Origin of the sequence: Cellulomonas oligotrophica (assembly GCF_013409875.1) — a bacterium.
In the GTDB taxonomy this organism is placed as follows: Bacteria; Actinomycetota; Actinomycetes; order Actinomycetales; family Cellulomonadaceae; genus Cellulomonas; species Cellulomonas oligotrophica.
Genome location: NZ_JACCBK010000001.1, coordinates 1423203 through 1446857, shown reverse-complemented (window position 1 = coordinate 1446857; position 23655 = coordinate 1423203). Strand labels below are relative to the sequence as shown.

At 75.8% G+C, this 23655-nt stretch carries 21 protein-coding genes; 9 read left to right on the top strand and 12 right to left on the bottom strand.

Annotation, left to right across the window (positions count from 1 at the left end):
• The first annotated feature begins 40 nt into the window (after positions 1–40).
• Entirely contained in the window at positions 41–628 is a 588-nt protein-coding gene (locus BKA21_RS06405) for a helix-turn-helix domain-containing protein (RefSeq protein ID WP_140457485.1), read from the top strand.
• Here the strand turns inward: BKA21_RS06405 and BKA21_RS06400 are convergent, their stop codons facing one another.
• A complete protein-coding gene (locus BKA21_RS06400) occupies positions 629–1705 on the bottom strand; it encodes an LLM class flavin-dependent oxidoreductase (protein WP_140457484.1) in 1077 nt (358 codons plus the stop codon).
• 418 nt (positions 1706–2123) lie between these two features.
• Here BKA21_RS06400 and BKA21_RS06395 point away from each other — a divergent pair, with 418 nt between their 5' ends.
• Together BKA21_RS06395 and arr are read left to right on the top strand one after the other, a co-directional pair.
• Positions 2124–2459 (top strand): hypothetical protein, encoded by a 336-nt coding sequence (locus tag BKA21_RS06395; protein WP_140457483.1) that lies wholly within the window; start codon positions 2124–2126, stop codon positions 2457–2459.
• Between the two features lie 83 nt (positions 2460–2542).
• Positions 2543–3001, top strand: a complete 459-nt coding sequence (arr, locus tag BKA21_RS06390; protein ID WP_140457482.1) for an NAD(+)--rifampin ADP-ribosyltransferase — start codon at positions 2543–2545, stop codon at positions 2999–3001.
• Positions 3002–3040: 39 nt separating this feature from the next.
• Here arr and BKA21_RS06385 read toward each other — a convergent pair whose 3' ends face one another.
• From BKA21_RS06385 to BKA21_RS06375, 3 genes are all read right to left on the bottom strand, one after another.
• Positions 3041–4024, bottom strand: a complete 984-nt coding sequence (locus BKA21_RS06385; RefSeq protein ID WP_140457481.1) for a hypothetical protein — start codon at positions 4022–4024, stop codon at positions 3041–3043.
• Between the two features lie 75 nt (positions 4025–4099).
• A complete protein-coding gene (locus tag BKA21_RS06380) occupies positions 4100–4663 on the bottom strand; it encodes a cysteine hydrolase family protein (protein WP_140457480.1) in 564 nt (187 codons plus the stop codon).
• Between the two features lie 41 nt (positions 4664–4704).
• Entirely contained in the window at positions 4705–5730 is a 1026-nt protein-coding gene (locus BKA21_RS06375; RefSeq protein ID WP_140457479.1) for a zinc-dependent alcohol dehydrogenase, read from the bottom strand.
• A 71-nt stretch (positions 5731–5801) separates the two neighbouring features.
• Between BKA21_RS06375 and BKA21_RS06370 the strand changes: the two genes are divergently transcribed.
• Complete coding sequence (locus tag BKA21_RS06370; RefSeq protein ID WP_179625324.1) at positions 5802–6398, top strand: TetR family transcriptional regulator; 597 nt, start codon at positions 5802–5804, stop codon at positions 6396–6398.
• On the opposite strand, the gene BKA21_RS06365 is transcribed toward BKA21_RS06370, so the two are convergent.
• Complete coding sequence (locus BKA21_RS06365; protein WP_140457477.1) at positions 6385–6891, bottom strand: methyltransferase family protein; 507 nt, start codon at positions 6889–6891, stop codon at positions 6385–6387. The genes BKA21_RS06370 and BKA21_RS06365 overlap by 14 nt on opposite strands.
• 4 nt (positions 6892–6895) lie before the next feature.
• Positions 6896–11155, bottom strand: a complete 4260-nt coding sequence (locus tag BKA21_RS06360) for a PDDEXK-like endonuclease domain-containing protein (protein WP_140457476.1) — start codon at positions 11153–11155, stop codon at positions 6896–6898.
• 432 nt (positions 11156–11587) lie between these two features.
• On the opposite strand from BKA21_RS06360, the gene BKA21_RS06355 reads away from it, so the two are divergent.
• Positions 11588–13246 carry a glycosyl hydrolase family 18 protein gene (locus BKA21_RS06355; protein ID WP_140457475.1) on the top strand — a complete coding sequence of 553 codons (1659 nt, stop codon included), beginning with the start codon at positions 11588–11590 and terminating at the stop codon, positions 13244–13246.
• Between the two features lie 82 nt (positions 13247–13328).
• Here BKA21_RS06355 and BKA21_RS06350 read toward each other — a convergent pair whose 3' ends face one another.
• Positions 13329–15092: a hypothetical protein gene (locus BKA21_RS06350; RefSeq protein ID WP_179625323.1), complete on the bottom strand. Its 1764-nt coding sequence runs from the start codon at positions 15090–15092 to the stop codon at positions 13329–13331.
• A gap of 354 nt (positions 15093–15446) precedes the next feature.
• Between BKA21_RS06350 and BKA21_RS06345 the strand changes: the two genes are divergently transcribed.
• Positions 15447–17102 carry a glycosyltransferase gene (locus BKA21_RS06345; protein WP_239072726.1) on the top strand — a complete coding sequence of 552 codons (1656 nt, stop codon included), beginning with the start codon at positions 15447–15449 and terminating at the stop codon, positions 17100–17102.
• Positions 17044–18192, top strand: a complete 1149-nt coding sequence (locus tag BKA21_RS06340) for a hypothetical protein (protein ID WP_140457474.1) — start codon at positions 17044–17046, stop codon at positions 18190–18192. The genes BKA21_RS06345 and BKA21_RS06340 overlap by 59 nt, the downstream gene beginning before the upstream one ends.
• A 244-nt stretch (positions 18193–18436) precedes the next feature.
• On the opposite strand, the gene BKA21_RS06335 is transcribed toward BKA21_RS06340, so the two are convergent.
• Complete coding sequence (locus tag BKA21_RS06335; protein WP_140457473.1) at positions 18437–19213, bottom strand: aldo/keto reductase; 777 nt, start codon at positions 19211–19213, stop codon at positions 18437–18439.
• A 284-nt stretch (positions 19214–19497) separates the two neighbouring features.
• Between BKA21_RS06335 and BKA21_RS06330 the strand changes: the two genes are divergently transcribed.
• A complete protein-coding gene (locus BKA21_RS06330; RefSeq protein ID WP_140457472.1) occupies positions 19498–19773 on the top strand; it encodes an iron-sulfur cluster assembly accessory protein in 276 nt (91 codons plus the stop codon).
• A gap of 153 nt (positions 19774–19926) precedes the next feature.
• Here the strand turns inward: BKA21_RS06330 and BKA21_RS06325 are convergent, their stop codons facing one another.
• Together BKA21_RS06325 and BKA21_RS06320 are read right to left on the bottom strand one after the other, a co-directional pair.
• Positions 19927–20547, bottom strand: coding sequence for a CE1759 family FMN reductase (locus BKA21_RS06325; RefSeq protein WP_140457471.1), 621 nt, complete (start codon positions 20545–20547; stop codon positions 19927–19929).
• A gap of 70 nt (positions 20548–20617) precedes the next feature.
• Positions 20618–21796, bottom strand: coding sequence for an LLM class flavin-dependent oxidoreductase (locus tag BKA21_RS06320; RefSeq protein WP_140457470.1), 1179 nt, complete (start codon positions 21794–21796; stop codon positions 20618–20620).
• Positions 21797–21995: 199 nt separating this feature from the next.
• Between BKA21_RS06320 and BKA21_RS06315 the strand changes: the two genes are divergently transcribed.
• Complete coding sequence (locus BKA21_RS06315; protein WP_170208900.1) at positions 21996–22682, top strand: FAD-binding oxidoreductase; 687 nt, start codon at positions 21996–21998, stop codon at positions 22680–22682.
• 17 nt (positions 22683–22699) lie between these two features.
• On the opposite strand, the gene BKA21_RS06310 is transcribed toward BKA21_RS06315, so the two are convergent.
• Together BKA21_RS06310 and BKA21_RS06305 are read right to left on the bottom strand one after the other, a co-directional pair.
• On the bottom strand, positions 22700–22963 hold the full coding sequence (locus tag BKA21_RS06310; RefSeq protein WP_140457468.1) for a hypothetical protein: 264 nt from the start codon (positions 22961–22963) through the stop codon (positions 22700–22702).
• On the bottom strand, positions 22944–23603 hold the full coding sequence (locus BKA21_RS06305; RefSeq protein ID WP_239072727.1) for a signal peptidase I: 660 nt from the start codon (positions 23601–23603) through the stop codon (positions 22944–22946). The genes BKA21_RS06310 and BKA21_RS06305 overlap by 20 nt, the downstream gene beginning before the upstream one ends.
• Positions 23604–23655 lie beyond the last annotated feature (52 nt).

Below are 23655 nucleotides of genomic sequence, written 5' to 3'. Positions count from 1 at the left end.
CGGTAGGCAGCGCATGCGCTGAACGCATACAGTCTTGCGCATGACGCAAGAAGAGGATCTCGACCAGGTCGTCCGGCACCGCATCCGCAGCCTGCGCGTCGCCCGCGGGTGGTCCCTCGACGCGCTCGCGGCCCGCTGCTACCTCAGCCCGTCCACGCTCAGCCGCATCGAGACCGGCCACCGCCGCATCGCCCTCGACCAGCTCGTGCCCCTGGCCCGCGCGCTCGGCACCACCATCGACGCCCTCGTCGAGCGCGACGACGACGACGTCGTGATCCGCCCGGAGCCGCAGAGCACGCCCGGCCTGACCACCTGGCTGCTCTCGCGCGAGCGCGACCTCAACGGACTCTCGGTCGCCAAGATGCGGATCACCGCCGAGCGCCCCGTCGAGGGCCCGCGCGTGCACCCCGGCCGCGAGTGGTTCACCGTGCTGTCCGGCACCGTGCGCCTGCACCTGGACGACCGCGTCGTCCTCGTGCACGCCGGCCAGGCCGCCGAGTTCTCGACGATGCTGCCGCACGCGATCCTCGCGCACGACGGCCCCGTCGAGATCCTCAGCATCTTCGACCGCGACGGGCAGCGCGCCCACCTCGCCGGCGACGCCCGCCCCACGCCCCCGCCGGCCTGACTACCCCTCGGCCAGCAGCTCGCGGACCCGCGGCAGCACCTGCGTCCCGTACAGCTCGATCGCGTGCGCGAGCTGCGCGTGCGGCATCGGCCCGTTGGAGTACTTCAGGTCGAACCGCTGCACCCCCAGCGTGCGCACCGTCGACGCGATCCGCTGCGCCACCGTCTCCGGCGACCCCGCGAACACCGCGCCCTCCGACGCCTCCCGCTCGAACTCCGCGCGGCTCGTGGGAGGCCACCCGCGCTCGCGGCTGATCCGGTCCCGGTTGGCCTTGAAGTGCGGGAACATCAGGTCCAGCGCCTCGTCGTCGGTGTCGGCGACGAACCCGGGGGAGTGCACGCCCACCGGCGGGACCACGGCGTCCTCGCCGTGCAGCTGACGGACAGCCCGCCCGTACAGGTCCACGTACGGCGCGAACCGCGCCGGCGCACCGCCGATGATCGCCAGCATCATCGGCAGCCCGTGCGTCGCCGTGCGCACCACCGACTCCGGGCTGCCGCCCACGCCCACCCACACCGGCAGCGCGCCGCGCTCCGTCGTCGGGTACGCGCGCTGCCCCCGCAGCGGTGCCCGGGTGCTGCCCGTCCAGGTGACCGGCCCCTCCTCGCGCAGCCGGGCCAGCAGGTCGAGCTTCTCCTCGAACAGCACCTCGTAGTCGCCCAGGTCGTGCCCGAACAGCGGGAACGACTCCGTGAACGACCCGCGCCCCACCGTGATCTCGGCCCGCCCCGCGCTGATCGCGTCGAGCGTCGCGAACCGCTGGTACACCCGCACGGGGTCGTCCGAGCTCAGCACCGTCACCGCCGACCCGAGGGTGATCCGCTCCGTGCGCGCCGCCACCGCCGCGAGCACCACCTCGGGCGCGGAGATCGCGTAGTCGTCGCGGTGGTGCTCGCCGACGCTGAAGTGGTCGATGCCCACCCGGTCGGCCAGCACGCCCTCCGCGACGACGTCCCGCAGCACCTGGTGCGCGGGGACCGGGGCGCCCTGCTCGTCGACGGTCACGTCGCCGAACGTGTCGATCCCGAACGTCACGGGCTGCGGCTCTGCCGGTGTGCTGCTGGTCGCTGTGCTCACGCCCGCCCCAACGCCCCGAGGTGCGGCCGCTGTTCCCGGCACGGAGCGGCGGGCCGCGGGGCGTCCCGGTCCCTGGCGTGAAGGAGCAGGGACCCGGCGTCTACGCGGACGAGCTCGCCCGGCGCGGCTTCGTCGCCCTCGCGTTCGACCCGTCCTCCAACGGCGAGAGCGCGGACGAGCCGCGCCACGTGTCGTCCCCGGACGTCTTCGCCGAGGACTTCTCCGCCTGCGTGGACCTCCTCGGCGCCCTGCCCTACGTCGACCGCGCCCGCGTCGGCGTCTGCGGGAGCGGCGGCTTCGCGCGGAACGCCGCGCAGGTCGACACGCGCATCGGTGCCGTCGCCACGTCGGCGATGTACGACATCAACGGAGGCCCTGCCAGCTCGTCCCCGCCGCCCCGGCACCCTCCCCGGGCGGGGTGCGGCATGATGCCGGGGTCGGGCGCCTCCTGGCTGTCGCTGCCGCACTTCCCGTCGTCCTGGTCGAGCTCACCGCGTTCCCGGGGAGCGGGAGGCTCCTCGCGCGTCTGTCGCCGGTCGGGCAGCTCGCCTACGGTGAGGACGTCGCCGCTCTCGGCTTCCAGTTCACGTCGGTCGCGTCGGCGGCGGTGCGCGTGGACTGGCAGGAGGTGCCTGTGGCGTGCCGTGTGGTGTCGGAAGGGGTGCTCTTCTCGAGGCTGCGGGTCAACGACCGCGAGATCTTCGTCGACCGTCGGTGCGGACGCGCGCTCGAGGAGCTCTGGGCGGGCCGGTAGTGCGGTGCATGCGGGCCCTGCGCTGACGGGCCGCGGCGACGGCTGTCCAGGAGGGGCGGGGCGACCTGCGGGAGGGGATCGGCATGGACGAGCAGGAGGGCGCACGCGTGCCGGTGACGTACGAGCGGTGCGGGCACGTCGTCGGGCCGTTCCTGCACGGGACGACGGCGTCGTTGGACGTCGGGGACGCGCTGGTCCCCGGGCACCGGTCGCACTACCAGGACCGGGTGCTCCGGCACGTCTACTTCACCACGCTGGTGAGCACGGCCGCCTGGGGTGCGCAGCTGGCCGCTGCGCTGGACGGCAGCGCGGGTCCCGGGCGGATCTACGTCGTCGAGCCGCAGGGGCCCTTCGAGGACGACCCGAACGTCACGGACAAGCGGTTCCCGGGCAACCCCACGGCGTCGTACCGCACGCACCACCCGCTGCGCGTGGTCGACGAGCTGCGCGACTGGCAGGGTCACCCGCCGGAGGCGGTGCAGCAGATGCTGACGAGCCTGACGCGCCTGCGCGAGCAGGGGCTGGACGTCATCGAGGACTGACGGTCGGGCAGCGGGCGCCGCGGCGTCCGGCCGAGCGGGTCAGCGGGCGCGTGCCACGCCCGACGTGCCCGTGACGCCCGCGACGAGGCGCGCGGCGGCCGAGTCCTCCGGGACGACGAGGGTCGTGGTGACCGCGGTCGTGTGCAGGCCGACCACCACGGTGCCCTCGTACCGGGGGTCCGCTCCGACGTCCAGCCGGGTGAGGGTGCCCAGCGGCACGACCAGGCGGGACGAGGACACGACGGGCGTGGTGCCCCGGGTGACCTGCTCCCTGCGGCCGAAGACCTCGAGCGCGCCCGCACCCCCGGCGAGCACGGCGCCCTGGAGCGTCGCCGGCGAGAGGCTGTGCGCCAGCCGGTGCACCAGACCGTCCCACCCGGTGCCGCGCGGCACGAGGCGGCGGCGGCCGTGCGCCGCCCACACCGCGAGCCGGGCGCCCACGCCCGCGACCTCGCGGAAGTCCGCCTCCAGGGCCTGGTCGTCGCGCCCGAGGTCGCGGGTCGCACCGTCCGTCACCGCGGCGCGGCCCGCGTCCGCCAGCAGGGCCCCGACCGTGGAGGGCGGTGCGGCGGACGCGGCGTCGCGCAGCGCCCCGACCAGGCGGGTGACGTGCGCGCGGGCCGACCCGTTGTAGTCGACCGTCACGGCGCTGCCTCGCGTCGTGCGGATCGTCAGGCGGCCGTGGAGCAGGTCGACGACGTCGTGGACCACGGCGATCTCGTGCAGCGGGACGGTCTGCTCGGCGTAGCCGGCGCCGTACGGGGTGGTGCGCCGGTCCGGTGCGGTGCGGCTGAGCACCGTGAGGCTCTCCGCGCCGAGCACCAGCAGGTGGTCGTACAGGTCCATGTCCGGCGTCGCGTCCCGGCGGGCGATGCTGCGGGGGACCTTCAGCACCAGGCGGGCCGCGTCCAGGTCGAGGGCGTGCCCGCGGAAGAGGCGCGGCACGTCGTCGGGGCCGCGCACCTCGTCGATCCACGGGCCGAACCGGTCGTACTCGCTGGTGCCCGTGCGGATGGTCTCCACCGGTCGCAGTGTGCTCTGCGGCACACCGCCCGGGCAAACCCGCCGCCCAGGGCACCCCTGGGCGGCGGGCGCGGGCTACGACGCGCGGGCGTCGAGCAGCGCGACGACCTCGTCCGTGGTCGCGACCTCGCCGAGCATCGGCAGGACGAGGCCGAGCGCGCGCTCGTGGCCCTGGGCGAACCGGTCGGCGACCGCGTCCTGCACGACGGTGACGTGCAGGCCCAGGTCGTACGCCTGCCGGGCCGTCGACTCGACGCCGATGCCCGTGGCCATGCCGACCACGACGACCTGCGTGACGCCCCGCTCGCGCAGCAGCCCGGCGAGCGAGGTGCCGGCGAACGCGCTCCACCCCGTCCGGGTGACGTGCAGGTCGCCCGGTGCCGTGCCGAGGCCGGGCACGACCTCGCCGAGGTCGGTCGCCGGTGAGGGGCGGCCCTGCAGCACCCCGATCCGCCCCGGCGGGCCGCCGCGCACGGTGGCGACGACGACGGGCAGGTCGTGCGCGCGGAACGCGGCGGCGAGGCGTGCGGCGTTCGCGACGACGGGGCCGGTGGGGACGACGCTGGGGCCGTCGACGGTGCCGTGCTGCAGGTCCACGACGATCAGGGCGGTGCGCTCGTCGAGCGTGCTGGCGGGCATGCGGGTCCTCTCGGAGGGGGAGCGGAGGGCGGGGCGGCGGGTCAGCGTTCGTCGACGACGACGACCTTGGACGCGGCGCCGGGCGTCAGGGCCAGGTCGAACGCCCGCTGCGCCTCGTCGAGCGGCACCGTGTGGCTGATGATCCGGGCGAACCGCTCCCAGTGCTCGGCCAGCTGCGGCGTCACGTCGAAGATCTCGGTGGGGTAGCCCATCGAGCCGAGGATCGTCAGCTCGCTGCGCAGGATGCCGGAGAGGTCGACGGGCTTCTTGTGCACGGCGACGACCGCGAGGCGTGCACCCCACCGGGCCGTGGCCTGCACGGTCTGGAGCACCTGCGGGGCGCCGGCGGCGTCGAGGTAGGCGTCGGTCGCGGGGCGCGGCTGGCCGAGCGCGTTGGTCGCGGAGCCGTGCAGTGCGGTGAGCCGGGCCGCGACGTCCTCCTGGGAGGAGTCGACGACCGCGTCGGCGCCGACCTCCAGCGCGGTGGCGAGCCGGTCGGGCTGCACGTCGACGACCACGACGTGCCGCACGCCGCGGAGCTTGAGCCAGATCGTGGCGCCCAGGCCGATGGGTCCGGCGCCGAAGACGACGACCTGCTCCTGCTCCGTGGGGGCGAGCCGGTTCACGCCGTGCAGCGCCACGGCCATGGGCTCGTTGAGCGACGCGACGGAGAAGGGCACGGCCGGGTCGACGGTCTGCAGGGTACGTCCGAGCTCGGCGTCCTCGACGAGCAGCAGCTCGGCCATGCCGCCGAGCGGTCCGCCGGTGCCGATCAGCCCGGAGGGTGCGGCCATCGGGTTGACGACCACGTGGTCGCCGACGTGCACGCCCACGACGTCGGCGCCGACCTCGAGCACCTCGCCCGCGGGCTCGTGGCCGAGCATCAGCGGGGCCGTGCCCGTCGGCAGCGGGGCGCCGCCGGCCTGCACGAAGAACGTGTCCGTGCCGCAGATCCCGCACGCGCGGACGCGCACCAGCACGTCGCGCGGGCCGGGCGTCGGCCGTGCGACCTCCACCAGCTCGACCGTGCCCGGTGCCCCGGTGCGGACCGCTCGCATCGTCGTCATGTCTCGTCCTCTTCTGTTGGCAGCGGCTGCCAGATGTGGCAGACGGTGTCAACAGACTAAGGTCCGGAGGCGTGGACGGTCGAGCGGGGTGGCGGGGACGCGCACGGGCAGCGGTGCGGGACGAGGTCTCGGCGCACGCGTGGGCGCTGTTCGCCCAGCAGGGGTACGAGGCGACGACGGTCGAGCAGATCGCCGAGGCCGCGGGCATGTCGCCGCGCACCTTCTTCCGCTACGTCGCCAGCAAGGACGAGCTGCTGCTCGAACGCCTCCTCGAGCACGGGCCCGCCGTTGCCGACCGGCTCGCGGGCGCCGCGCCCGACCTGCCCGCCTGGCGTGCGCTGCGCGACGCGCTCGACGCCGTCGTCGTGCCCCAGGACGCCGACGCGGCCCAGGTGCGCCCGCTCGTCACGATGCTGCGCGACGAGCCCGCGGTCCGCGCCGCCACCGCCGAGCGCCGGCACCGCTGGGAGCAGCTGCTCGCGCCCGTGCTCGCGGCGCGCCTGTCCGTCCCCGGTGCCGCGGTCACCGCCGACGACGCCCGCGTGCTGGCCCTCGCCGGCGCCGCCCTGGCGTGCCTCGACGCGGCCCAGCTCGCCTGGGTCGGGCGCCCGGCCGAGCGGCTCGCCGACCTGCTCGACGCCGCGATGGGTGCGGTCAGCCCTCTGTGAGCCGCCCGGGGCGCCGACCGGCGCCCCGCAGCGACGGCACGAACCGCGGCGTGCGGGCCGCGTACGCCGCGTAGCCCTCGAACCGGTCGGTCAGGTGCCGCTCCTCGAACCGTGCCTTGACGTGCAGCAGCGCCACCAGTGCGACGAGCACACCCGCGCGGACCGCGCTGCCCGAGACCGCGACGACGCCCGTCGCCGCGAGCAGCAGCCCCGAGTACACCGGGTGCCGCACCCACCGGTACAGCCCGCCCGTGCGCAGCACCGCGTGCCGGTTGGGCAGCGGCACCGCGGTCAGGCCCCGGCCCAGCGCCGTCGCGGCGACGAGCACCACGACGAGGCCGGCCGCCACGGACACCACCCCCAGCACCCGCAACCAGCCGGGCACCGGCCACGCGTCCCCGGCCGGGAGCAGCACGAGGGCCGCGAGCAGCAGCATCTGCCCGGCGACGAGCAGCCAGGCGGTCGGCAGCGCGGGGCGGGCGCGGGCGGGCACGGGCCTATCGTCGCGCGTCGGCGTCGGCCAGGCGGCGCGCCACGGCGGCGCCGATGCGGGAGACGATCGCGGACCCGTTGCGCTGGAACCCGAGCTCGCGCTTGACGGCCTCGTACACCTCGGCGCTCGTGCGCACGACGTCGTCGCTCGTGACCCACCGGACCATCGCGTCCAGCTCGACGTCCGTGTACGCGGCCAGGTCGTGCCCGGGCGGCACGAGCGGCCGGGGCCCGCGCCGCCCGGTCGGCGCCGGCGAGGGCACGCCCGCCGTGCCTGACGGCTCCTCGGCCCGCTCCCACGCGTCCGGCCCACGCGTGCCGTCGGCCGCGCGGGTGGCCGCGTCCTCCTCGTCGAGCGCCGCCCGGTAGGCCCGCAGCACCCGGTCCACCTGGGCGTCCGGGTCGCGGAACCAGTCGGTCGACCACACGCGCACGAACCGCCAGCCCCGCGCCTCCAGGGCCTCCTGTCGCAGCCGGTCGCGCTCGCGGGCCGTGGTGCCCGAGTGGTACGACGCGCCGTCGGCCTCGACCGCGAGCAGGAACCGGCCCGGCCGGTGCGGGTGCCGCACCGCGAAGTCCAGGCGGTACCCGCCGACCCCGTACTGGGCGGTCACGTCGAGGCCCGCCTCCTGCAGGCGGCGCAGCACGTCGTGCTCGAACGGGTTCAGCGGCGTGCCCGTCGGCCCCTCGTCGCCGAACGACCCGCCGGCCGTCGCGGCGAACGTGATGAACCTGCGCATCAGCGCGAAGCCCTCGGCGTCGCTCGCGCGCTCGTCGACCTCGTCGGCCCGGAAGCTCGTCACCAGCAGCAGGTCGCGCCGGGCCCGGGTGATCGCGACGTTGACGCGCCGGTGCCCACCGGCCTGGAGCACGGGGCCCCACGCGTGCCGCAGGCGCCCGTCGTCGCCGTGCCCGTAGCCGACGGTGAGGATGATCCGTGACCGCTCGTCGCCCTGGACGCGCTCGATGTTCTTGAGGAAGAACGCCTCGTCGCGGTCGGGCGCGAACCAGGCCCGCACGGCGTCCGGCGCGTCCTGGAGCTGCCGCTCCAGCTCGTCCGTGAGCCGCTGGGCGTGCCGCTGCCCGAACGCGATGACGCCCAGCGACTCCTCGGGCCGGGTGCGCGCGTGCTCCAGCACGAGGTCGACGACCGTGAGCACCTCGGCGCGCGGCGACAGGTTGTGCCGCCCGACCCCGCGCGACCGCGGCACCACCAGGTGCTGCAGCGACGTCGGACCGTCGGCCGCGGGGAACGTCGTCATCTGCCGGCCCACGGGCTCGTACACCCACCGGTTGGACGTGGCGATGAGGCGCTCGTCGCGCGAGCGGTAGTGCCACGACAGGTGCCGCGACCGCTGCGGGCCCAGGCGCACCTCGACCGCGTCGAGGATGCTCTCCGCGTCCTGGACCGCCAGCGCCGGTCCGTCCTCGTCCGGCTCGTCGTCGCCGTCGAGCGTGGTGGTGAACACGGTCGTCGGGGGCAGCTGGAGGCTGTCGCCGGCGACGACGACCTGCCGGGCCCGCGCGATCGACGGCAGCGCCGCGGCCGGCTGGATCTGGCTGGCCTCGTCGAACACGACGACGTCGAAGACCTGCTCCTGCGGCAGCAGCTCGCTGACGGTCTGCGGGGACGCCGCCCACACGGGCTTGGCCGCGAGCAGCACGTCCGGGGCCTGAGCGAGCAGCCCGCGCAGCGGCAGCAGGCCGCGGCGCCGGCGCAGCTGCGCGGCCAGCAGCTCCGCCTGCCGCGGGTGCGCGTCGAGGGCGTCGGCGAGCCGTTCGGCCGCCGCGCGGGCGATGCGGCGGGCGTTGAGCTCCCGGGCCCGGGCGTCGCAGGCCGCGTACCGCTCCGCGGCCCGGTCGCGCACCGTCGCGTCCACGCCCAGGAGGCGGGGGTCCTGCCCCTCGACCTGCTCCAGCAGGGTCGTCGCGAAGGCGTGGCTGAGCCGGTCGGCGGCCTCGTCGCCGTCGGCGGGCGGGTCGTCGTGCAGGTCCTGCACCAGCGCGGCGCAGCCGAGGCCGACGAGCTCGTCGCGCAGCGCGTGCAGGCGGGGGAACCGGCGGTGCACCGGGTCGGCGGCGAGCCGGCGCGCCGTGGCCGCGAGCTCGGCGGGTGCGGCGTCGTCGACGGGGACGTCCCGCACGGCGGCCCGCAGCCGGTCCACCGCGACCCGGACCTGCGCCCAGGGCCCCGCGAGATCGGCGAGCACCGGGTACGGCGGCGGTGCGGCCGCGGGCCGCCGCTCGCGCAGCGCCACCGCGTCGAGGTGGGCGGCGGCCAGCACCGCGTCGTCGTGGCCCGGGTGCTCGGCGCGGGCGCGGCGCACCAGCGCCCGGGCCTCCCAGGCGCCGAGACCTGCGTCGCGGCGGGCGGGCCGGCCGCCGAGCGCGGCGGCCGTGCGTCGCAGGTCGGCCACGTCACGGGTCGGGTCCAGCGCCGCGCCGAACCCGCGGCGGGCCAGCGCGTCGGCCGCGACCGCGTCCGTGACCAGCGCGTCCGCCGCCGCCCACGTCGTGGGCGCCGGCACCCCGACCTGCGCCGCCAGCGCCTCGACCTGCCGGGCCAGGGGCGGCAGCCGGGACGCGACGGTCGTGGCTGCCCCGTGGGCCGCGGTCACGGCCTGCGCGGTCCGCAGGTGGGGGAGCGACCACCCGGGCCCGCGCAGGCCGGGCCCGACGCCGCCGAGGTCGACGAGCGCGCGGGCCGCGGACCGCAGGCGCTCGTGCGTCGTGGCGTCCCAGCGGCCGAGGGCGTCGACGTCCAGACGGGTCGGCCGGTCGGCGTGCGCCTGGGTGGCGACCGCCCAGTCCAGCAGCCCCCAGGTGCCGTCCGGCCCGCCGGCCAGCGCCAGGCCCCACGGCTCGCGGACCTCGTGCGTCGCGTCGTGCGCGTCCACCAGCACCGCGCGGTGCTCGACGAGCTCGTCGTGCAGCGCCTCGACCTGGGGGCGGCCCACCTGGGTGCGTCGCTGCATGGCCTCGTGCACCTCCTGCGCCACGGCGGCCCGCGAGGAGCCCGTCGTGAACAGGTCGAGCACGAGGTGGCTGAGGTCCGTGCGGTCGAGCCGGTCCAGCACGGCCTCGATCGCGGCCCGCTTCTGGGCGACGAACAGCACGGTCCGCCCGCGGGCGACGAGCTCGGCGATCGCGTTGGCGATGGTCTGGGACTTGCCGGTGCCCGGCGGTCCCTGCACCACGAGGTTCTGCCCGGCCGCGATCGCGTTGACCACGTAGCTCTGCGACCCGTCCGCGTCGAGCACGAGGTGCTCGTCGCCCGGCGGTGCGGTGTCCGGCGCCGCGTCGCTGACGGGGGCGCCCGCGGTGCGGACCGACGCCAGCGCCTGCGGGTCGCCGGCGAGCGCCGCCACGAGGTCGCTCGCGGCGAGGAAGTCCGCGGCGTCGTCGGCGAGGTCCTCGACCAGCGGCCGCTCGGCGTACGTCACGTTGCCCAGGACGAGGCGGCGCTGGACGCGGAACCCCGGCACGACCCGCGCGCACGCCCGCTCGACGGCGTCGAGCACCGCGTCGTCGTCGGTGGCGTGCTCCAGCAGCGCGGTCTCGTCGAGGTCGACGCCGAACCGGTGCCGCAGCAGGTGCAGCAGCACCGCGTTGACCTCGGGCTCACCCGTCACGGTCAGCTCGAACCCGTCGGCGGTCCCCGCCCGCGGCACCACGTCGACGCGGTGCATGAGCACCGGTGCCCGCGGGGCCCGGCGCGCCCCGCGGCCGGTGGGGACCTCGTCCGCGTCCTCGGGCGGGACGTCGACGGTGCCCGCCGGCGTCGCGGGTGGCGTCGCCGGCGCGGGGTCGAGATCGGCCGCGGGGTCGTCGGGCAGCCCCGCCGCGACCGCGTCGCCCGCGTCCGTGCCCGGGCCGACGTCGGTCCCGGCGACGTCGTCGGGGTCGAGCGCACCGGTCGCGTCGGCGTCCCACGTGGCCAGCCCGACCACGAGGTACGTGACGTGGATGCCGAGCTCCTCGGCCGCGGTGCGCCCGCCGGCCGCGATGCCCCGCAGCGTCCGCGCGGCCACCGTGCGCCCGCCCGCGGCGGGGAACAGCTGCGGCACGCGCACGGTCGACCCGGCCCGGAGCGCCGCCACCGCGGGCGCGTGCGCGGCGTCGAGGTCGAGCATCGTCGCCGACCGGTCGTGCAGGTGCAGCAGCCTGTTCGTGCCCGAGACGTTGAGCAGCGAGCGGCGCCACGCGGCGGCCGCGGTGCGCACGCGCCGGACGGCCTCGGCCGAGGGCCCGGGATCGACGGTCATAGAGGGGCATACTGCCTCACCCCACCGACACGACGTCGCAGGTCAGCGAGCCGCGGGCGCGCCAAGGGCCCCGGTCGCGCGACCGACGCCGGAGGTCCCGCAGCGAGGTGCCGCCGGGGCGGCCACGGTGCGCCGGCTGCGTGCGCGGGTGGTCCGGGAGGTCTGCACGCGTCCATCCGTGGTCATCCATCCGATGACTTGGCCACGGAGCTGTCCGCCGACGGGCCCCGGCCGCCGCGTCGAGGTGTACCCGATCGTGTGATGGAAGGGCTTCTGACCTGCGGAGACGTGCACTCCGCTTGACCGGTCGAGGAGTGTGCGGGGTGCGGTCCTCGGTCATCTGATGATTGACCACTTCCCAGCGACCGGGCTAGCGTCGTACCTGTCCGATTTGTACGTCTTCCTTACATATTCGACGACGGGAGCCGCCCCATGCGACGGAGCACGGACGAGAAGAGGACCGACCACCCGCCCCGACGGCGCACGCGAGGGCTGGCCGCCGTGGTCGCCGCGCTCGCGGTGGTCGTCGGCGGGCTCGCCGCGGCACCGGCCGCCACCGCCGCCGGTGCCGTCACCGTGACGTTCACGTCCCAGGGGGACTGGTTCACCGGGCACCAGGTCGCGGTCACCGTGACCAACGGCACGAGCACGTCGATCCCGTCGTGGGCCGTCGAGATGGACCTGCCCGCGGGTCGTGCGATCACCAGCGCGTGGGACGCGGACATGGTCCGCACCGGCCAGCACTACGTGTTCCGCTCCAAGTCCTGGGCCGGCGCGCTCGCCCCCGGCGCGAGCCAGAGCTGGGGGTACGTCGCCTCCGGTCCCTACGGCGCGCCGACCGGCTGCACGGTCAACGGCGCGTCCTGCACCGGTGATGGCAGCACGCCCACGCCCACGCCGACCGTGACGCCGACGCCCACCGCGACGCCGACGCCCACCCCGACGCCCACGAGCACCCCGACGGTGCCGCCCGCGACGGACGGCCGCGTGGTCGGGTACTTCGCCGAGTGGGGCGTCTACGCCCGCAACTACCACGTCAAGGACATCGACACCTCGGGTGCGGCCGACCAGCTCACGCACATCCTCTACGCCTTCGGGAACACCACCGGCGGGCGCTGCTCCGTCGGGGACTCCTACGCCGACTACGAGAAGGCGTACACGGCGGCGCAGTCCGTCGACGGGGTCGCGGACACCTGGGACCAGGAGCTGCGCGGCAGCTTCAACCAGCTGCGCGAGCTCAAGGCCAAGCACCCGCACCTGAAGGTCATCTGGTCGTTCGGCGGCTGGACCTGGTCGGGCGGCTTCACGCAGGCCGCGGCCGACCCGCAGGCGTTCGCGCGCTCGTGCCACGACCTCGTCGAGGACCCGCGCTGGGCGGACGTGTTCGACGGCATCGACGTCGACTGGGAGTACCCCAACGCGTGCGGGCTGACCTGCGACACCAGCGGCCCGCAGGCCTTCGACCGGGTGGTCACCGCGCTGCGCGACGAGTTCGGCGACGACGCGCTGGTCACGGCGGCGATCACGGCCGACGGCAGCGACGGCGGCAAGATCGACGCGACCGACTACGCGGGCGCCGCCGACCAGCTCGACTGGCTGATGCCGATGACGTACGACTACTTCGGCGCGTTCGCCCCGCAGGGCCCCACGGCCCCGCACTCGCCGCTCACCTCGTACGCCGGCATCCCGCAGGCGGGCTTCAACTCCCAGGCGGCGATCGACAAGCTGCTCGCCAAGGGCGTGCCGGCCGACAAGCTGCTGCTCGGCGTCGGGTTCTACGGGCGCGGCTGGTCGGGCGTCACGCAGTCCGCCCCCGGCGGCACCGCGACGGGCGCCGCACCGGGCACGTACGAGCCCGGGATCGAGGACTACGAGGTGCTCGTGCAGCGCTGCCCGGCCACCGGGACGGTCGCCGGCACCGCCTACGCGCACTGCGGCACCCAGTGGTGGAGCTACGACACCCCGGCGACCATCACCGCCAAGATGGACTGGGCCCGTGACCGCGGGCTCGGCGGGGCGTTCTTCTGGGAGCTGTCCGGCGACACGGCGGACGGCGACCTCGTCGAGGCCGTCGGCTCCGGCTGGCGCTGACCCTCCCGCCCCTCGGGGCGCGACCCGACGGCCCGGGCGGCGAGGAACCCCTCCCGCCGCCCGGGCCGTCCGGGCGCCCGGCTCAGGCCGGTGCGATCGTCGTGACGGTCCCGCGCGACCCGCGGTAGCGCAGCGCCCCGTCCTGGACGAACAGCACACCGCCGTTGGACGCGGTCGCCGGGGTGCTGCTGCTGCGCAGGAACACCCCGCCGTCGGTGCCGACCTGGTTCGCCGCCCGCCGGTACAGTTGGGTGTCGCGGGCCGCGGCGCCGTCACCCCACTGGTGCGTGCCGTCGGCGGTCACGACGAACCGCCGCTGGGTGTCACCGACCACGTCGGTCTGCACCGCCGTGGCCTGCAGGTCGCCCGCCGCGGACCGGACGAGCACGCCCTGCCCGTCCCGGGCGGCCAGGGTCTCGACCATCACCGCCGGTGCCGCACCGTTGCGCCGCACGAGCAGGCCCGCGGCGGTGCCGTCGTCGCCGCCCACCGTGACCCGCCCGGACTCGCGGTTGAGCTGCAGCGGGGCGTCGACGAGCCGGGCGTCGGACAGGTAGCGCAGGAACTGGAAGTTGGCGCCCTGCGGCGTGGTGCGCAGCACCCACCGCGGCTGCGTCGGCCCGTGCTGGAGGCTGAACGCGAGGTCCTTGGGGCGGGTGTCGTTGCCGACGATCCGCATCTGCTCGTGCTGCGTGCCGACGCCCACCTCGAAGTCGGCCATGTTGGTCCGCACGGCCGACCGGTCGGTGCCGATCTTGCCGGTCGTGGTGTCGATGATCTTGATCTCCAGGCGGGTCTGCAGGTCGCCGCGGGAGTCGGGAACCTCGAAGTTCAGGTGGCCGTGCTTGAGGTTGTTCCGCAGCAGGCTCGGGTCGTCGTTGTCGAGGAAGTGCGCACCGATCCACGCGATCGTCACGGGGTAGGTCGGGTGCGTGGGGCGGCCCGTGAAGTCCCCGTCCGGGTAGTGCGGCTGCGGCCAGTGCGCCTGGTACGTGAGCATGCCCTTGGCGCGCGGGTCCTTGAGCTGCACGCGGATCGACTCCCCGTACCAGCGGAAGTGCGGCTGGTACGCCTCCAGCACGATGCGTCCGGTGGAGTCGTAGTACGACGGCCCGGACTCGGTGCCACCGGCGCCCGACGACTTCACGGTCAGCGTCCGCGGCGTCGCCGTCGAGCCGATCACGAGGTCGTCGTTGATGGTCTGGGCCAGCGGGAGCACCCCCGCGGGCCGGGCCGGGGCGGGGCCCTGGGCCGCGGACGCGGACGCGGACGCGCTGATCGCCGCGCCCGCACCCAGCGCGACCATGCCGGCGCGGAAGGCGTCGCGGCGCGACACCCCGCACGCGGGCGGGACGTCCGGACCCGCAGGGACGGGGGCCAGCGCGGTGCCCGCGGACGGCCCGTCGGCCCCGGCGCGTCGTGCCCGGCCCGCCGGTGCGGGGGCGTCGGCGGCGGAGCCCGCACCGCGTGCCCCCACGGTCGCGGCGTCCGGCAGCAGGTCGACGTGCACGCCGTCCGGCGACGCGAGCCGCGACGGCAGCGCGAACGTGTGCCGGGCGTACTCCTGCCCGTCGAGCGTGAGCGCGAGCGTGTACGTCCACCCCGTCAGCGCCCGCCCGGCGCCGTCGGTGAACCCGGGCTGGTCGGTGAACGGCAGCGTCAGCGTGGCGCGCCCGTCGTCGTCGAGCGGCACCGGTGCGGCGCGCGGCGCGACGACCGCGCCCGTCGCCGCCCAGACGCGCGGCGTCGACGACGTCACGGTGACGCGCCCGGGCCACGGGGCCCCGACGTCGTCGACGAACGGTCCGAGCGTGACGGTGGTGGTGCGGATCTGGTTCGGCAGCACGAGCAGCCCCCTGGGTGCGGCACGGTGGTGGGCGCACCCGGACGCACGGCCCGGACGCCGTGCGGCGCGCCGGACGTCGAGGTGTGGCACCTGAGCCCTCGGACGGTGCCGGGCAGGACGTCGGACCTCGATCATGGCGGCGCGGGGGGAGGCCGGGAAGGGGGTGCGGGACCGCCGGACCGGGGACGGGGCGGGTGAAATCTGACCGCGCACCCGGTCGAGTCGTCCGCTTCGTCCGCATCTGCCGGGCGACCGGCACGCGCGCCCGGCAGACGGCGCCGCAGATCAGGGCCCCCGCTCGTTAGCGTGCCGAGCAGGGCCGGACGGGTGGTCCGGCCCGGATCGGGGGAGGACGTGGAGCTGAGCCTGGAGACCGCGCTGCGGGCCCGGCTCGTCGTGCTCCCGCCCGCCGCCGACGGCACGCCGCGCGTCGGCGTCGACTCCAGCGTCGGGCGCGCCCGCCGCGGCTCCGCGCTGCGGGCCCTGCGCCTGCCGCCCGACGCGGACGTCGTCATCGAGGAGATGGCCCCCGCCGACCTCGACGCGGCGCTGCTGGCCACCTACCGCGACGAGGTCCTCGACGACGCGACCCTCGGGCTGTGGCGGCGCGCACCCGAGCAGTCCGCGCGCAGCGTGCTGGTCGGGTGGCAGAAGCCGGTGTCGGTCGTGGTGCTCCTCCTGCTCGTGCTGGTCCTGGTCCGCTGGCCCGGCCAGACGCTCGTGGCGACGTCCGTCGTCGTCGGCGCCGCGTTCCTCGTCGGCGTCGCGTTCAAGTTCTGGACGTCGTTCCGCGGCGCGCGCATGGAGGAGCTCATCCGGCTCGCGCCGCCGTCGCAGGACCGGGTCCCCGACGACGACCTGCCCCGCTACACCGTGCTCGTCCCGGTGTACAAGGAGGCGAACATCGTCGCCCGTCTCATCGAGAACCTCGGTGCGCTGGACTACCCGACGCACCTGCTCGAGGTGCTCGTCCTCGTCGAGGAGGACGACGACGAGACCCGCGACGCCGCGCTCGCCGCGCACCCGCCCGAGCACATCCGTGTGGTCGTCGTGCCCGACGGGCAGCCCCGCACGAAGCCGCGGGCGTGCAACGTCGGCCTCATGCTCGCCACCGGCGAGATGCTCGTCATCTACGACGCCGAGGACCGGCCCGACCCCGACCAGCTGCGCAAGGCCGTCGCCGCGTTCCGCGCCGGGTCGGACCGGCTGGTGTGCGTGCAGGCCGCGCTGAACTACTTCAACGCCGACGAGAACCTGCTCACGCGCATGTTCACGCTGGAGTACTCGTACTGGTTCGACTACATGCTCCCCGGCCTGGAGTACGGCACCCTGCCGATCCCGCTCGGCGGCACGTCCAACCACTTCCGCACCGACGCGCTGCGCCGGCTCGGCGGCTGGGACCCCTTCAACGTCACCGAGGACGCCGACCTCGGCATCCGGGCGTCGGCCGAGGGCCTGAGCGTCGGGGTCATCGACTCCACGACGTACGAGGAGGCGAACTCCCGGTACGGCAACTTCGTGCGTCAGCGCTCCCGCTGGATCAAGGGGTACATGCAGACGACGCTCGTGCACGTGCGCCACCCGCTGCGCCTCGTGCAGGTGGCCGGGCTGCGGCAGGTCCTCGCGTTCCTGTTCCTCGTGGCCGGCACCCCGGCCGCGTTCCTGGCCGTCCCGGTGCTGTACCTCGTCTTCGTCGCCTCGCTCGCCCTCGGCCCCGGCGGGCTCGCCGTGCTGTTCCCCGGCTGGGCGCTGTGGCTGAGCCTGGCCAACCTCGGCGTCGGCAGCGTCCTGATGACCTACGTCTCGATGATGGGCGCCTTCAAGCGGCGCCGGTACGAGCTCGTCCTGTGGGCCCTGCTCAACCCGTTCTACTGGCTGCTGCACGCGGTCGCCGCCTACAAGGCGCTCTGGCAGCTCGCCTTCCGCCCCCACTACTGGGAGAAGACCGACCATGGCCTCACCCGCGTGGACGCTGCCGGCCTCGACGATCCGGTACCGGCAGGCCGCTGACGCGTGGCCCGTGCGCCCCGCGCACCGGTGGTCGTTGCGCCTGGTCTACTTCGTGCCCCTCGCCGCGCTCGCGTGGTGGGCCCTGCCCGGGCCCGAGCCGGTCGGGCCCAACGCCGCGCTCGCGGCCCGCGGCGCCCTCGTCGTGTGGGGCGACACGGACCTCGGGTGGGTCGGCGAGGTGTGGCCGCCCCTCGCCGCGGGCCTCGCCGCGCTGCTCGGGCAGAGCGGCCTCGGGTACGTCCTCGTCGCGGCGGCCGTCGTCGCGTTCAGCCTCCAGGGGCTGGCCTCGACCATGGTCCGCGAGGGGTTCGGCGGGTGGGCCACGTCGGCGGTGATCGCCACCGTGATGCTCGCCCCGCCGACGACGTACCTCGTGGCGACCGACCTGCAGTCGGTGCTCGGCCTGGCGCTCCTCGTCACCGCGCTCGCGGGCATCGCGTCGTTCGTCGAGCGGGGCTCCACCGAGGCGGGTTTCCGCGCCGGGCTGGCCCTCGGCGTCGCGGTGATGGTCGACCCCGCCGCGTGGCCGTACGCCCTCACCCTCGGCCTGGTCGCCCCGTTCTTCGCCCGGCACGCCGGACGGCGCGGCCCGTCCGCGCAGCTGGCCACGGTCGCCGTGCTGCTCTTCCCGCCGGCGGCCGCGATGGGGTTCTGGTGGTACCTGTCGTGGTGGTTCTCGCCCACGCAGTTCGGTGGCCTGCTCGAGGCCGGCGCCACGTGGTTCCCCGGCGGGGTCGGCCCGGCCGCGCAGGCGGCGACCGGAGCCGTGCTGCTCGGCATCGCGGCGTCCCCGCTGTTCCTCGTTGCGGCCTGGGCACGGGCCGTGCGCGAGCCGTGGTCGCTCATCGCCCCCGCGATCGCGGTCGTCGGTCTGTGGACGTCGTTGTGGCTGGGCGTGCGCCAGCCGGGCGGGCAGACGTACCTGCTGCTCGTCGTCCTGTACGTGACGCTGCTCGCGGTGCGCCGCCCCACCGGCCGGCGCCAGGTCGTCATCGTCGTGACCGCCGCGGTGCAGCTCGTCCTGGTCTGGTGGGTCTCGCTGACGGCCGGCACGCCGCTGACGTCGTGGCTGCGCGGCCTGCTCGGCTGACTCCCGGTGCCCCGGGCCGGGCGGGCGGCCGACGCCACCCGGTTCGTCCGATGTGGTTGACGTCACTCCTGCCGGTCCGGTAGACCTGCGGGAGGCGGCACAACGGCGTGACGCCGATCACGCAGGACGCGGTGGTGGTTCTCGGCCGACCCCCGCCCGACGTGCTCGTCGACCTCCGGGTCCGGCGAGCACGTGCGCCATGGGAGCGCAGCCACGAGTCGGACCCGGTGCCACGCCGGCCGGGTCATCCCGCCAGCGCGTCGATCGCCGCCACCTCCTGCGGGGTCAGCGCGAAGCCCAGCGCCCCGAGGTTCTCCTCGATCCGCTCCCGGCGCACCGACTTGGGGATCACCACCACCCCGTGCTCCACGTGCCAGCGCAGCACCACCTGCGCGGGGGTCGCGCCGTGCGCCCGGGCCGCCGCGACGATCGCGGGCGCCGACAGGTCCGTCCGGCGCAGCGGGCTGTAGCCCTCGACGACCACGCCGCGCTCGCGGTGGGCGGCCAGCAGCGCCGGGTCGTGGTCGACCGGCGACCAGGGGATCTGGTTGACGGCCGGCGCCTCGCCCGTGGCCGCGACGAGCTCGTCGATCTGCGCGACCGAGTAGTTGGACACGCCGATCGACCGGGCCAGCCCCTCGTCCCGGGCCCGGCGCAGCTCCTCCCACACGTGCGGGCTGGCCTGCCCGGACGGCGGCCAGTGGATCAGCCACAGGTCGACATGGTCGGTGCCGAGGGCCGCGAGCGACTCCGTCAGCGTGCGGCGCGCCCGGTCGCCGTGGTCGGGCGGGAGCTTGGTCGTCACGAACACCTCGTCCCGGTCGATGCCGACCTGGGCGAGCGCGCGGCCGACCTGCGCCTCGTTGCCGTAGCCGGTGGCCGTGTCCACGTGCCGGTAGCCGAGCTGCAGCGCGGTGCTCACGGCGCGCTCGGCGTCGGAGCCGTCGGCCTGCCAGGTGCCGAGGCCGAGGAGGGGGATCGCGCCGCCGGGCAGCGCGAGGGGAGCGGGTGCGGTGTCCATGGCCCCATCGTGACCACACCGGCGAGGCGTGCGCCCGTCGGCCGCGAGCCGGGGGCCCGCCGGGGCTTCCAGGCGCCGGTGGGGCGGAGGGTAGGTGGCTCGGGCCGCACCCGCCTCTGGGGCGTCCGGCGTGTCGGGAACGGTCTCACGAGCCGGACCTGCGTTTGCGGGCGGGTGCCTGGCGTGCGCACGGTAGTGGGGACCGACGGGCACCTCGTCCGCCCCGGTCCGGTGGTGACCCCGCCGGTGCGGGGCCGTGCCCAGGCGACCGAGAGGAGACTCCCGTGCTGACCCTGACCGAGAACGCCCGCACCGCTGTCGAGACGCTCACCGAGCGCGCCGGACTGCCGCAGGAGAGCGGAGGTCTGCGCATCGCCGAGCAGGAGTCGGGCGGCTTCGAGCTGGCTCTCGTGGCCGGGCCCACCCCGGGCGACGACGTCGTCACGGAGGGCTCCGCGCGGGTCTACGTGGACGAGCGGGCCGCGACGACGCTCGCGGACCAGAAGCTGGACGTGGAGCCCACCGGCACCGGGACGGCGTTCACGCTGCTCCACCAGTGAGCCCTGCTCCACCGGCGAGGCCCGCGCGCGAGCACCGGCACGAACCTCGCTGACGCGTCGACGGACGCGTCGCTGCACGCGACGAGGGCGGACCCGCCGACCGGTGGGTCCGCCCTCGTCGTGCGTGCCGCCGACCGCGACGGCCCGCGGTCGTCAGGCGCCGCCGAGCAGGTCCTCGAACGACGGGACCGCGTCGTACAGGCCGGCCCGGCGTGTCGGGGCCCGCCCGGCCACGCGGGCCGCCAGCTCACGGCCCGCGCGGCGCACCCGCTCGGGCAGCGGGTGCACGTCGTCGCCGCCCGCGTCGGCCCAGTCGTCCGTCGCGGCGAACACCGCCGTGGGGACGACGTCGGCACCGAGGTGCGCGAAGAGCGGGCGCAGCGCGTGGTCGAGCACCAGCGAGTGCCGTGCGCTGCCGCCGGTCGCCGCCACGAGCACCGGCGTCCCGCGCAGCGCGTCGGGGTCGAGCACGTCGACGAAGGACTTGAACAGCCCCGCGTAGGACGCGGCGTAGACGGGGGTCACGGCGATGACGGCGTCCGCCGCGGCGAGCGCCTGCTGGGCGTCGGCGAGGTCGCCGCGCGCGAAGCCGGTGAGGGTCTGGTCGACGACGTCGTGCGCGAGGTCGCGCAGCTCGACGACCCGCACGTGCGCGGTGACGCCGTGCTCGTGCAGCTCGCCCGCGGTCGCCTCGGCGAGGCGGTCGGCGAGCAGCCGGGTCGAGGACGGCTGGGACAGGCCTCCTGAGATCACGACCAGGTGACGTTCGTCCATGAGGGCACCTCCTGCGGTGCGCCCGTCGCTCACGGCGGGCCGGGGTGGGTCGGGCGGGAAGGGGGCGGGGTCAGGCCACGGTCGCGGCGTCGGCCGCGTCGAGGTCGTCCTCCGCGGTGCGACCGGTCCACCGGTCGGCGGCCGCGGCCGCGGCGTGCGGGACGGTGCCCGCCGCGCGGGCGGCGGCGACGCGCTCGGCGTGCGACGGCGGGGCCGCGGGCACGTCGGCCGGGCGGCGGGACTCGGCCTCGGTGCGCAGCACCGGCACGATCTGCTCGGCGAGGATGTCGATCTGCTCGAGCACCGTCTTGAGCGGCAGGCCGGCGTGGTCGATGAGGAACATCTGGCGCTGGTAGTGCCCGACCTGCTCCCAGAAGGCGCCGTAGCGGTCGATGACCTGCTGCGGGCTGCCCACGGTCAGCGGGGTCTGGGCCGTGAAGTCCTCTATCGACGGCCCGTGCCCGTAGACGGGGGCGACGTCGAAGTACGGGCGGAACTCGTTCCACGCGTCCTGGCTGTTCGGGCGCACGAAGACCTGCCCGCCGAGCCCGACGATCGCCTGGTCGGCGCGTCCGTGCCCGTGGTGCTCGTACCGCTGCCGGTAGAAGTTCACCATCTGCGCGGTGTGCTCCATCGGCCAGAAGATCGCGTTGTGCAGGAACCCGTCGCCGTAGTACGCGGCCTGCTCGGCGATCTCGGGGGAGCGGATCGACCCGTGCCACACGAACGGCGGCACGCCGTCGAGCGGGCGCGGGGTCGACGTGAAGCCCTGCAGCGGCGTGCGGAACTTGCCGCTCCAGTCGACGACGTCCTCCTCCCAGAGGCGGCGCAGCAGCGCGTAGTTCTCGATCGCCAGCGGCAGGCCCTGGCGGATGTCCTTGCCGAACCAGGGGTAGACGGGGCCGGTGTTGCCGCGGCCCATCATGAGGTCCATCCGGCCGTCGGCGATCACCTGGAGCATCGCGTACTCCTCGGCCAGGCGGACCGGGTCGTTGGTGGTGATCAGGGTCGTGGCCGTCGACAGGACGATGTTCTTGGTCCGGCCGGCGAGGTAGCCGAGCATCGTCGTGGGCGACGACGGCACGAACGGCGGATTGTGGTGCTCGCCGGTGGCGAAGACGTCGAGGCCGGCGGCGTCGGCGTGCTCGGCGATGGTGAGCATCGCCCGGACGCGCTCGGTGTCGTCGGGCGTGCGTCCCGTGGTGGGGTCGGTGGTGACGTCACCGACGGAGAAGATCCCGAACTGCATGGTGCACCTCGCTGTCGTCGTGGACCTGAAGTCTATGCGTTTGCATCGATCTGGTGCCGTCAACGCCACCCCCGAGCAGGCTATTCCGAGGCCTGCCCGCCGAGACGGTCGACCTCGCGACGTATCACCTGCACCGCTGCGCACTCCTCTCCCGCGCCCCCGTCGGACGGCGGGGCGAAGGACCAGCGGAGGACGCCCCATGACGACCGCCACGCCCGCCGACGCGGAGCCCGACGTGCTCGACGCGCTCGCCTCCTGCGCGGCCGCGGTCCACCCGCCCGCCACACCCGCCTACGACCGGCACTGCCGCACCCGGGGCGTGCTGCGCCCCCTGCGGCCCCTGCGCCCCGTCGCCGTCGTCGAGGTCCACCGCACCGACGAGCTCGTCGCCGTCCTGCACGCCGCCCGGACGCACGGCGTCCACGTGGCCACCCACGGGGTCGGGCACGGCGGCGCCGGTGACCTGGCCGGTGCGGTGCTCGTCGTCACCGGCTGGCTCGACGGCGTCTACGTCGACCCCGGCACCCGGACCGCGCACGTCGGCGCCGGCGTGCCCTGGGGCGAGGTCGTCGCCGCGGCCGCCGCGCACCGGCTGGTCCCCGCGTGCCCCGGCCCGCCGACGGTCGCGCTCGCGGGCTACCTGACCCCGGGGCCCGGCCCCGCGGCCCGTGCCCTCGGCGTCGCGCCGTCGGCCGTCCGGTCCGTCGACCTGGTGACGGCGGCCGGCGAGGTGCGCCGCGCGAGCCGCGACGAGCACCCCGAGCTGTTCCGCGCCCTGCACGACGGCGTCGGTGCGCTCGGCGTGGTCACCGCCGTCGAGCTGGACCTCCTGCACCAGCCGCCGACCCTCGGCACGGGGGAGCGGGTGCACGCGCTGGGGCTCTGAGCGCGGGGCGGGCGCCGTCAGGGGGCGACGGCGGTCACGGTCGGCGGCGTCGGGTCGTCCGTCGGGTCCGGTGCGGGCCAGCGCGGGTCCTCGGCGCCCGTCGAGCGCACCTGCCACGACGTCGACGTGCGGTCGACGAACACGGCGCCGGTGCGGCCGAGGGCGGGCCCCGCCGCGACGCACGCCGCGAGCAGCAGTGCGACGACGAGCCGCACCCGCGGCCCCCGGGCGCCCGGCGTCGCGGCGGGCCCGGCCCGGCGGTCAGTCGAGGAGGAGCGCATCGAGCCTCCGGTCGTCCTCGCGCCCCGGTGCGCGCCGTCGCCGTGCCCGGCGGGCGTCGAGCAGCGAGAGTCCCTCGAGCAGCGCCAGCGCCAGCAGCGGCGGGGCGAGGAGCGTCGCGCGGCCCTGCGCCGACGTGGCCCAGGCCAGCGGCTCGCCCCACCCCCGGTGCACGGCCAGCAGCACCCCGCGCACCCGCTCGAAGGGCGTCGCGTTCGGGTCGGGCTCGGCGTTCGCGTCGCCCTGGGTGCGGATGTACCCCTGCAGGGTCGGCTCTCCCGCCGCGTCGACGACCTCCGCCATCTGACCGTCCGCGGCGACCTGCTCCATCGCGGGCAGCTGGTGCAGCGAGACGATCCGGTGCGTGACGAGGTGCTCGGAGCCGACGGGCTGGAACGTCACGACGAGCCCCGGGCGCAGCTCCGACACGTCCCGCACCGCCCGCAGCACCACGACGTCACCGGCCTGGAAGCGGGGAGCCATCGAGCCGGACGTGACGACCAGCAGACGCTGGCCCTGCGCCTGGAACCACAGGGGCGCCGCCAGGCTCGCGGCGTACAGCACGACGCCGGCCACGACCACGACCCACAGCGCGACCCCCGCGGCCCGGCGCCACAGCGGCAGACGGACCTTGGGCCGCACCGGGGCAGGGCGAGGCGTGCGCCGGTCGACCCCGGGCCACCGCCCGACCGTC

Bases quoted from the DNA above. Each gene is read 5' to 3' on its own strand.
- BKA21_RS06335 (WP_140457473.1), bottom strand. From the start codon at position 19,213: ATGGACACCGCACCCGCTCCCCTCGCGCTGCCCGGCGGCGCGATCCCC.
- BKA21_RS06355 (WP_140457475.1), top strand. From the start codon at position 11,588: ATGCGACGGAGCACGGACGAGAAGAGGACCGACCACCCGCCCCGACGG.
- BKA21_RS06360 (WP_140457476.1), bottom strand. From the start codon at position 11,155: ATGACCGTCGATCCCGGGCCCTCGGCCGAGGCCGTCCGGCGCGTGCGC.
- BKA21_RS06380 (WP_140457480.1), bottom strand. From the start codon at position 4,663: ATGCCCGCCAGCACGCTCGACGAGCGCACCGCCCTGATCGTCGTGGAC.
- arr (WP_140457482.1), top strand. From the start codon at position 2,543: ATGGACGAGCAGGAGGGCGCACGCGTGCCGGTGACGTACGAGCGGTGC.
- BKA21_RS06320 (WP_140457470.1), bottom strand. From the start codon at position 21,796: ATGCAGTTCGGGATCTTCTCCGTCGGTGACGTCACCACCGACCCCACC.
- BKA21_RS06340 (WP_140457474.1), top strand. From the start codon at position 17,044: ATGGCCTCACCCGCGTGGACGCTGCCGGCCTCGACGATCCGGTACCGG.
- BKA21_RS06325 (WP_140457471.1), bottom strand. From the start codon at position 20,547: ATGGACGAACGTCACCTGGTCGTGATCTCAGGAGGCCTGTCCCAGCCG.
- BKA21_RS06405 (WP_140457485.1), top strand. From the start codon at position 41: ATGACGCAAGAAGAGGATCTCGACCAGGTCGTCCGGCACCGCATCCGC.
- BKA21_RS06310 (WP_140457468.1), bottom strand. From the start codon at position 22,963: ATGCGCTCCTCCTCGACTGACCGCCGGGCCGGGCCCGCCGCGACGCCG.
- BKA21_RS06315 (WP_170208900.1), top strand. From the start codon at position 21,996: ATGACGACCGCCACGCCCGCCGACGCGGAGCCCGACGTGCTCGACGCG.
- BKA21_RS06375 (WP_140457479.1), bottom strand. From the start codon at position 5,730: ATGACGACGATGCGAGCGGTCCGCACCGGGGCACCGGGCACGGTCGAG.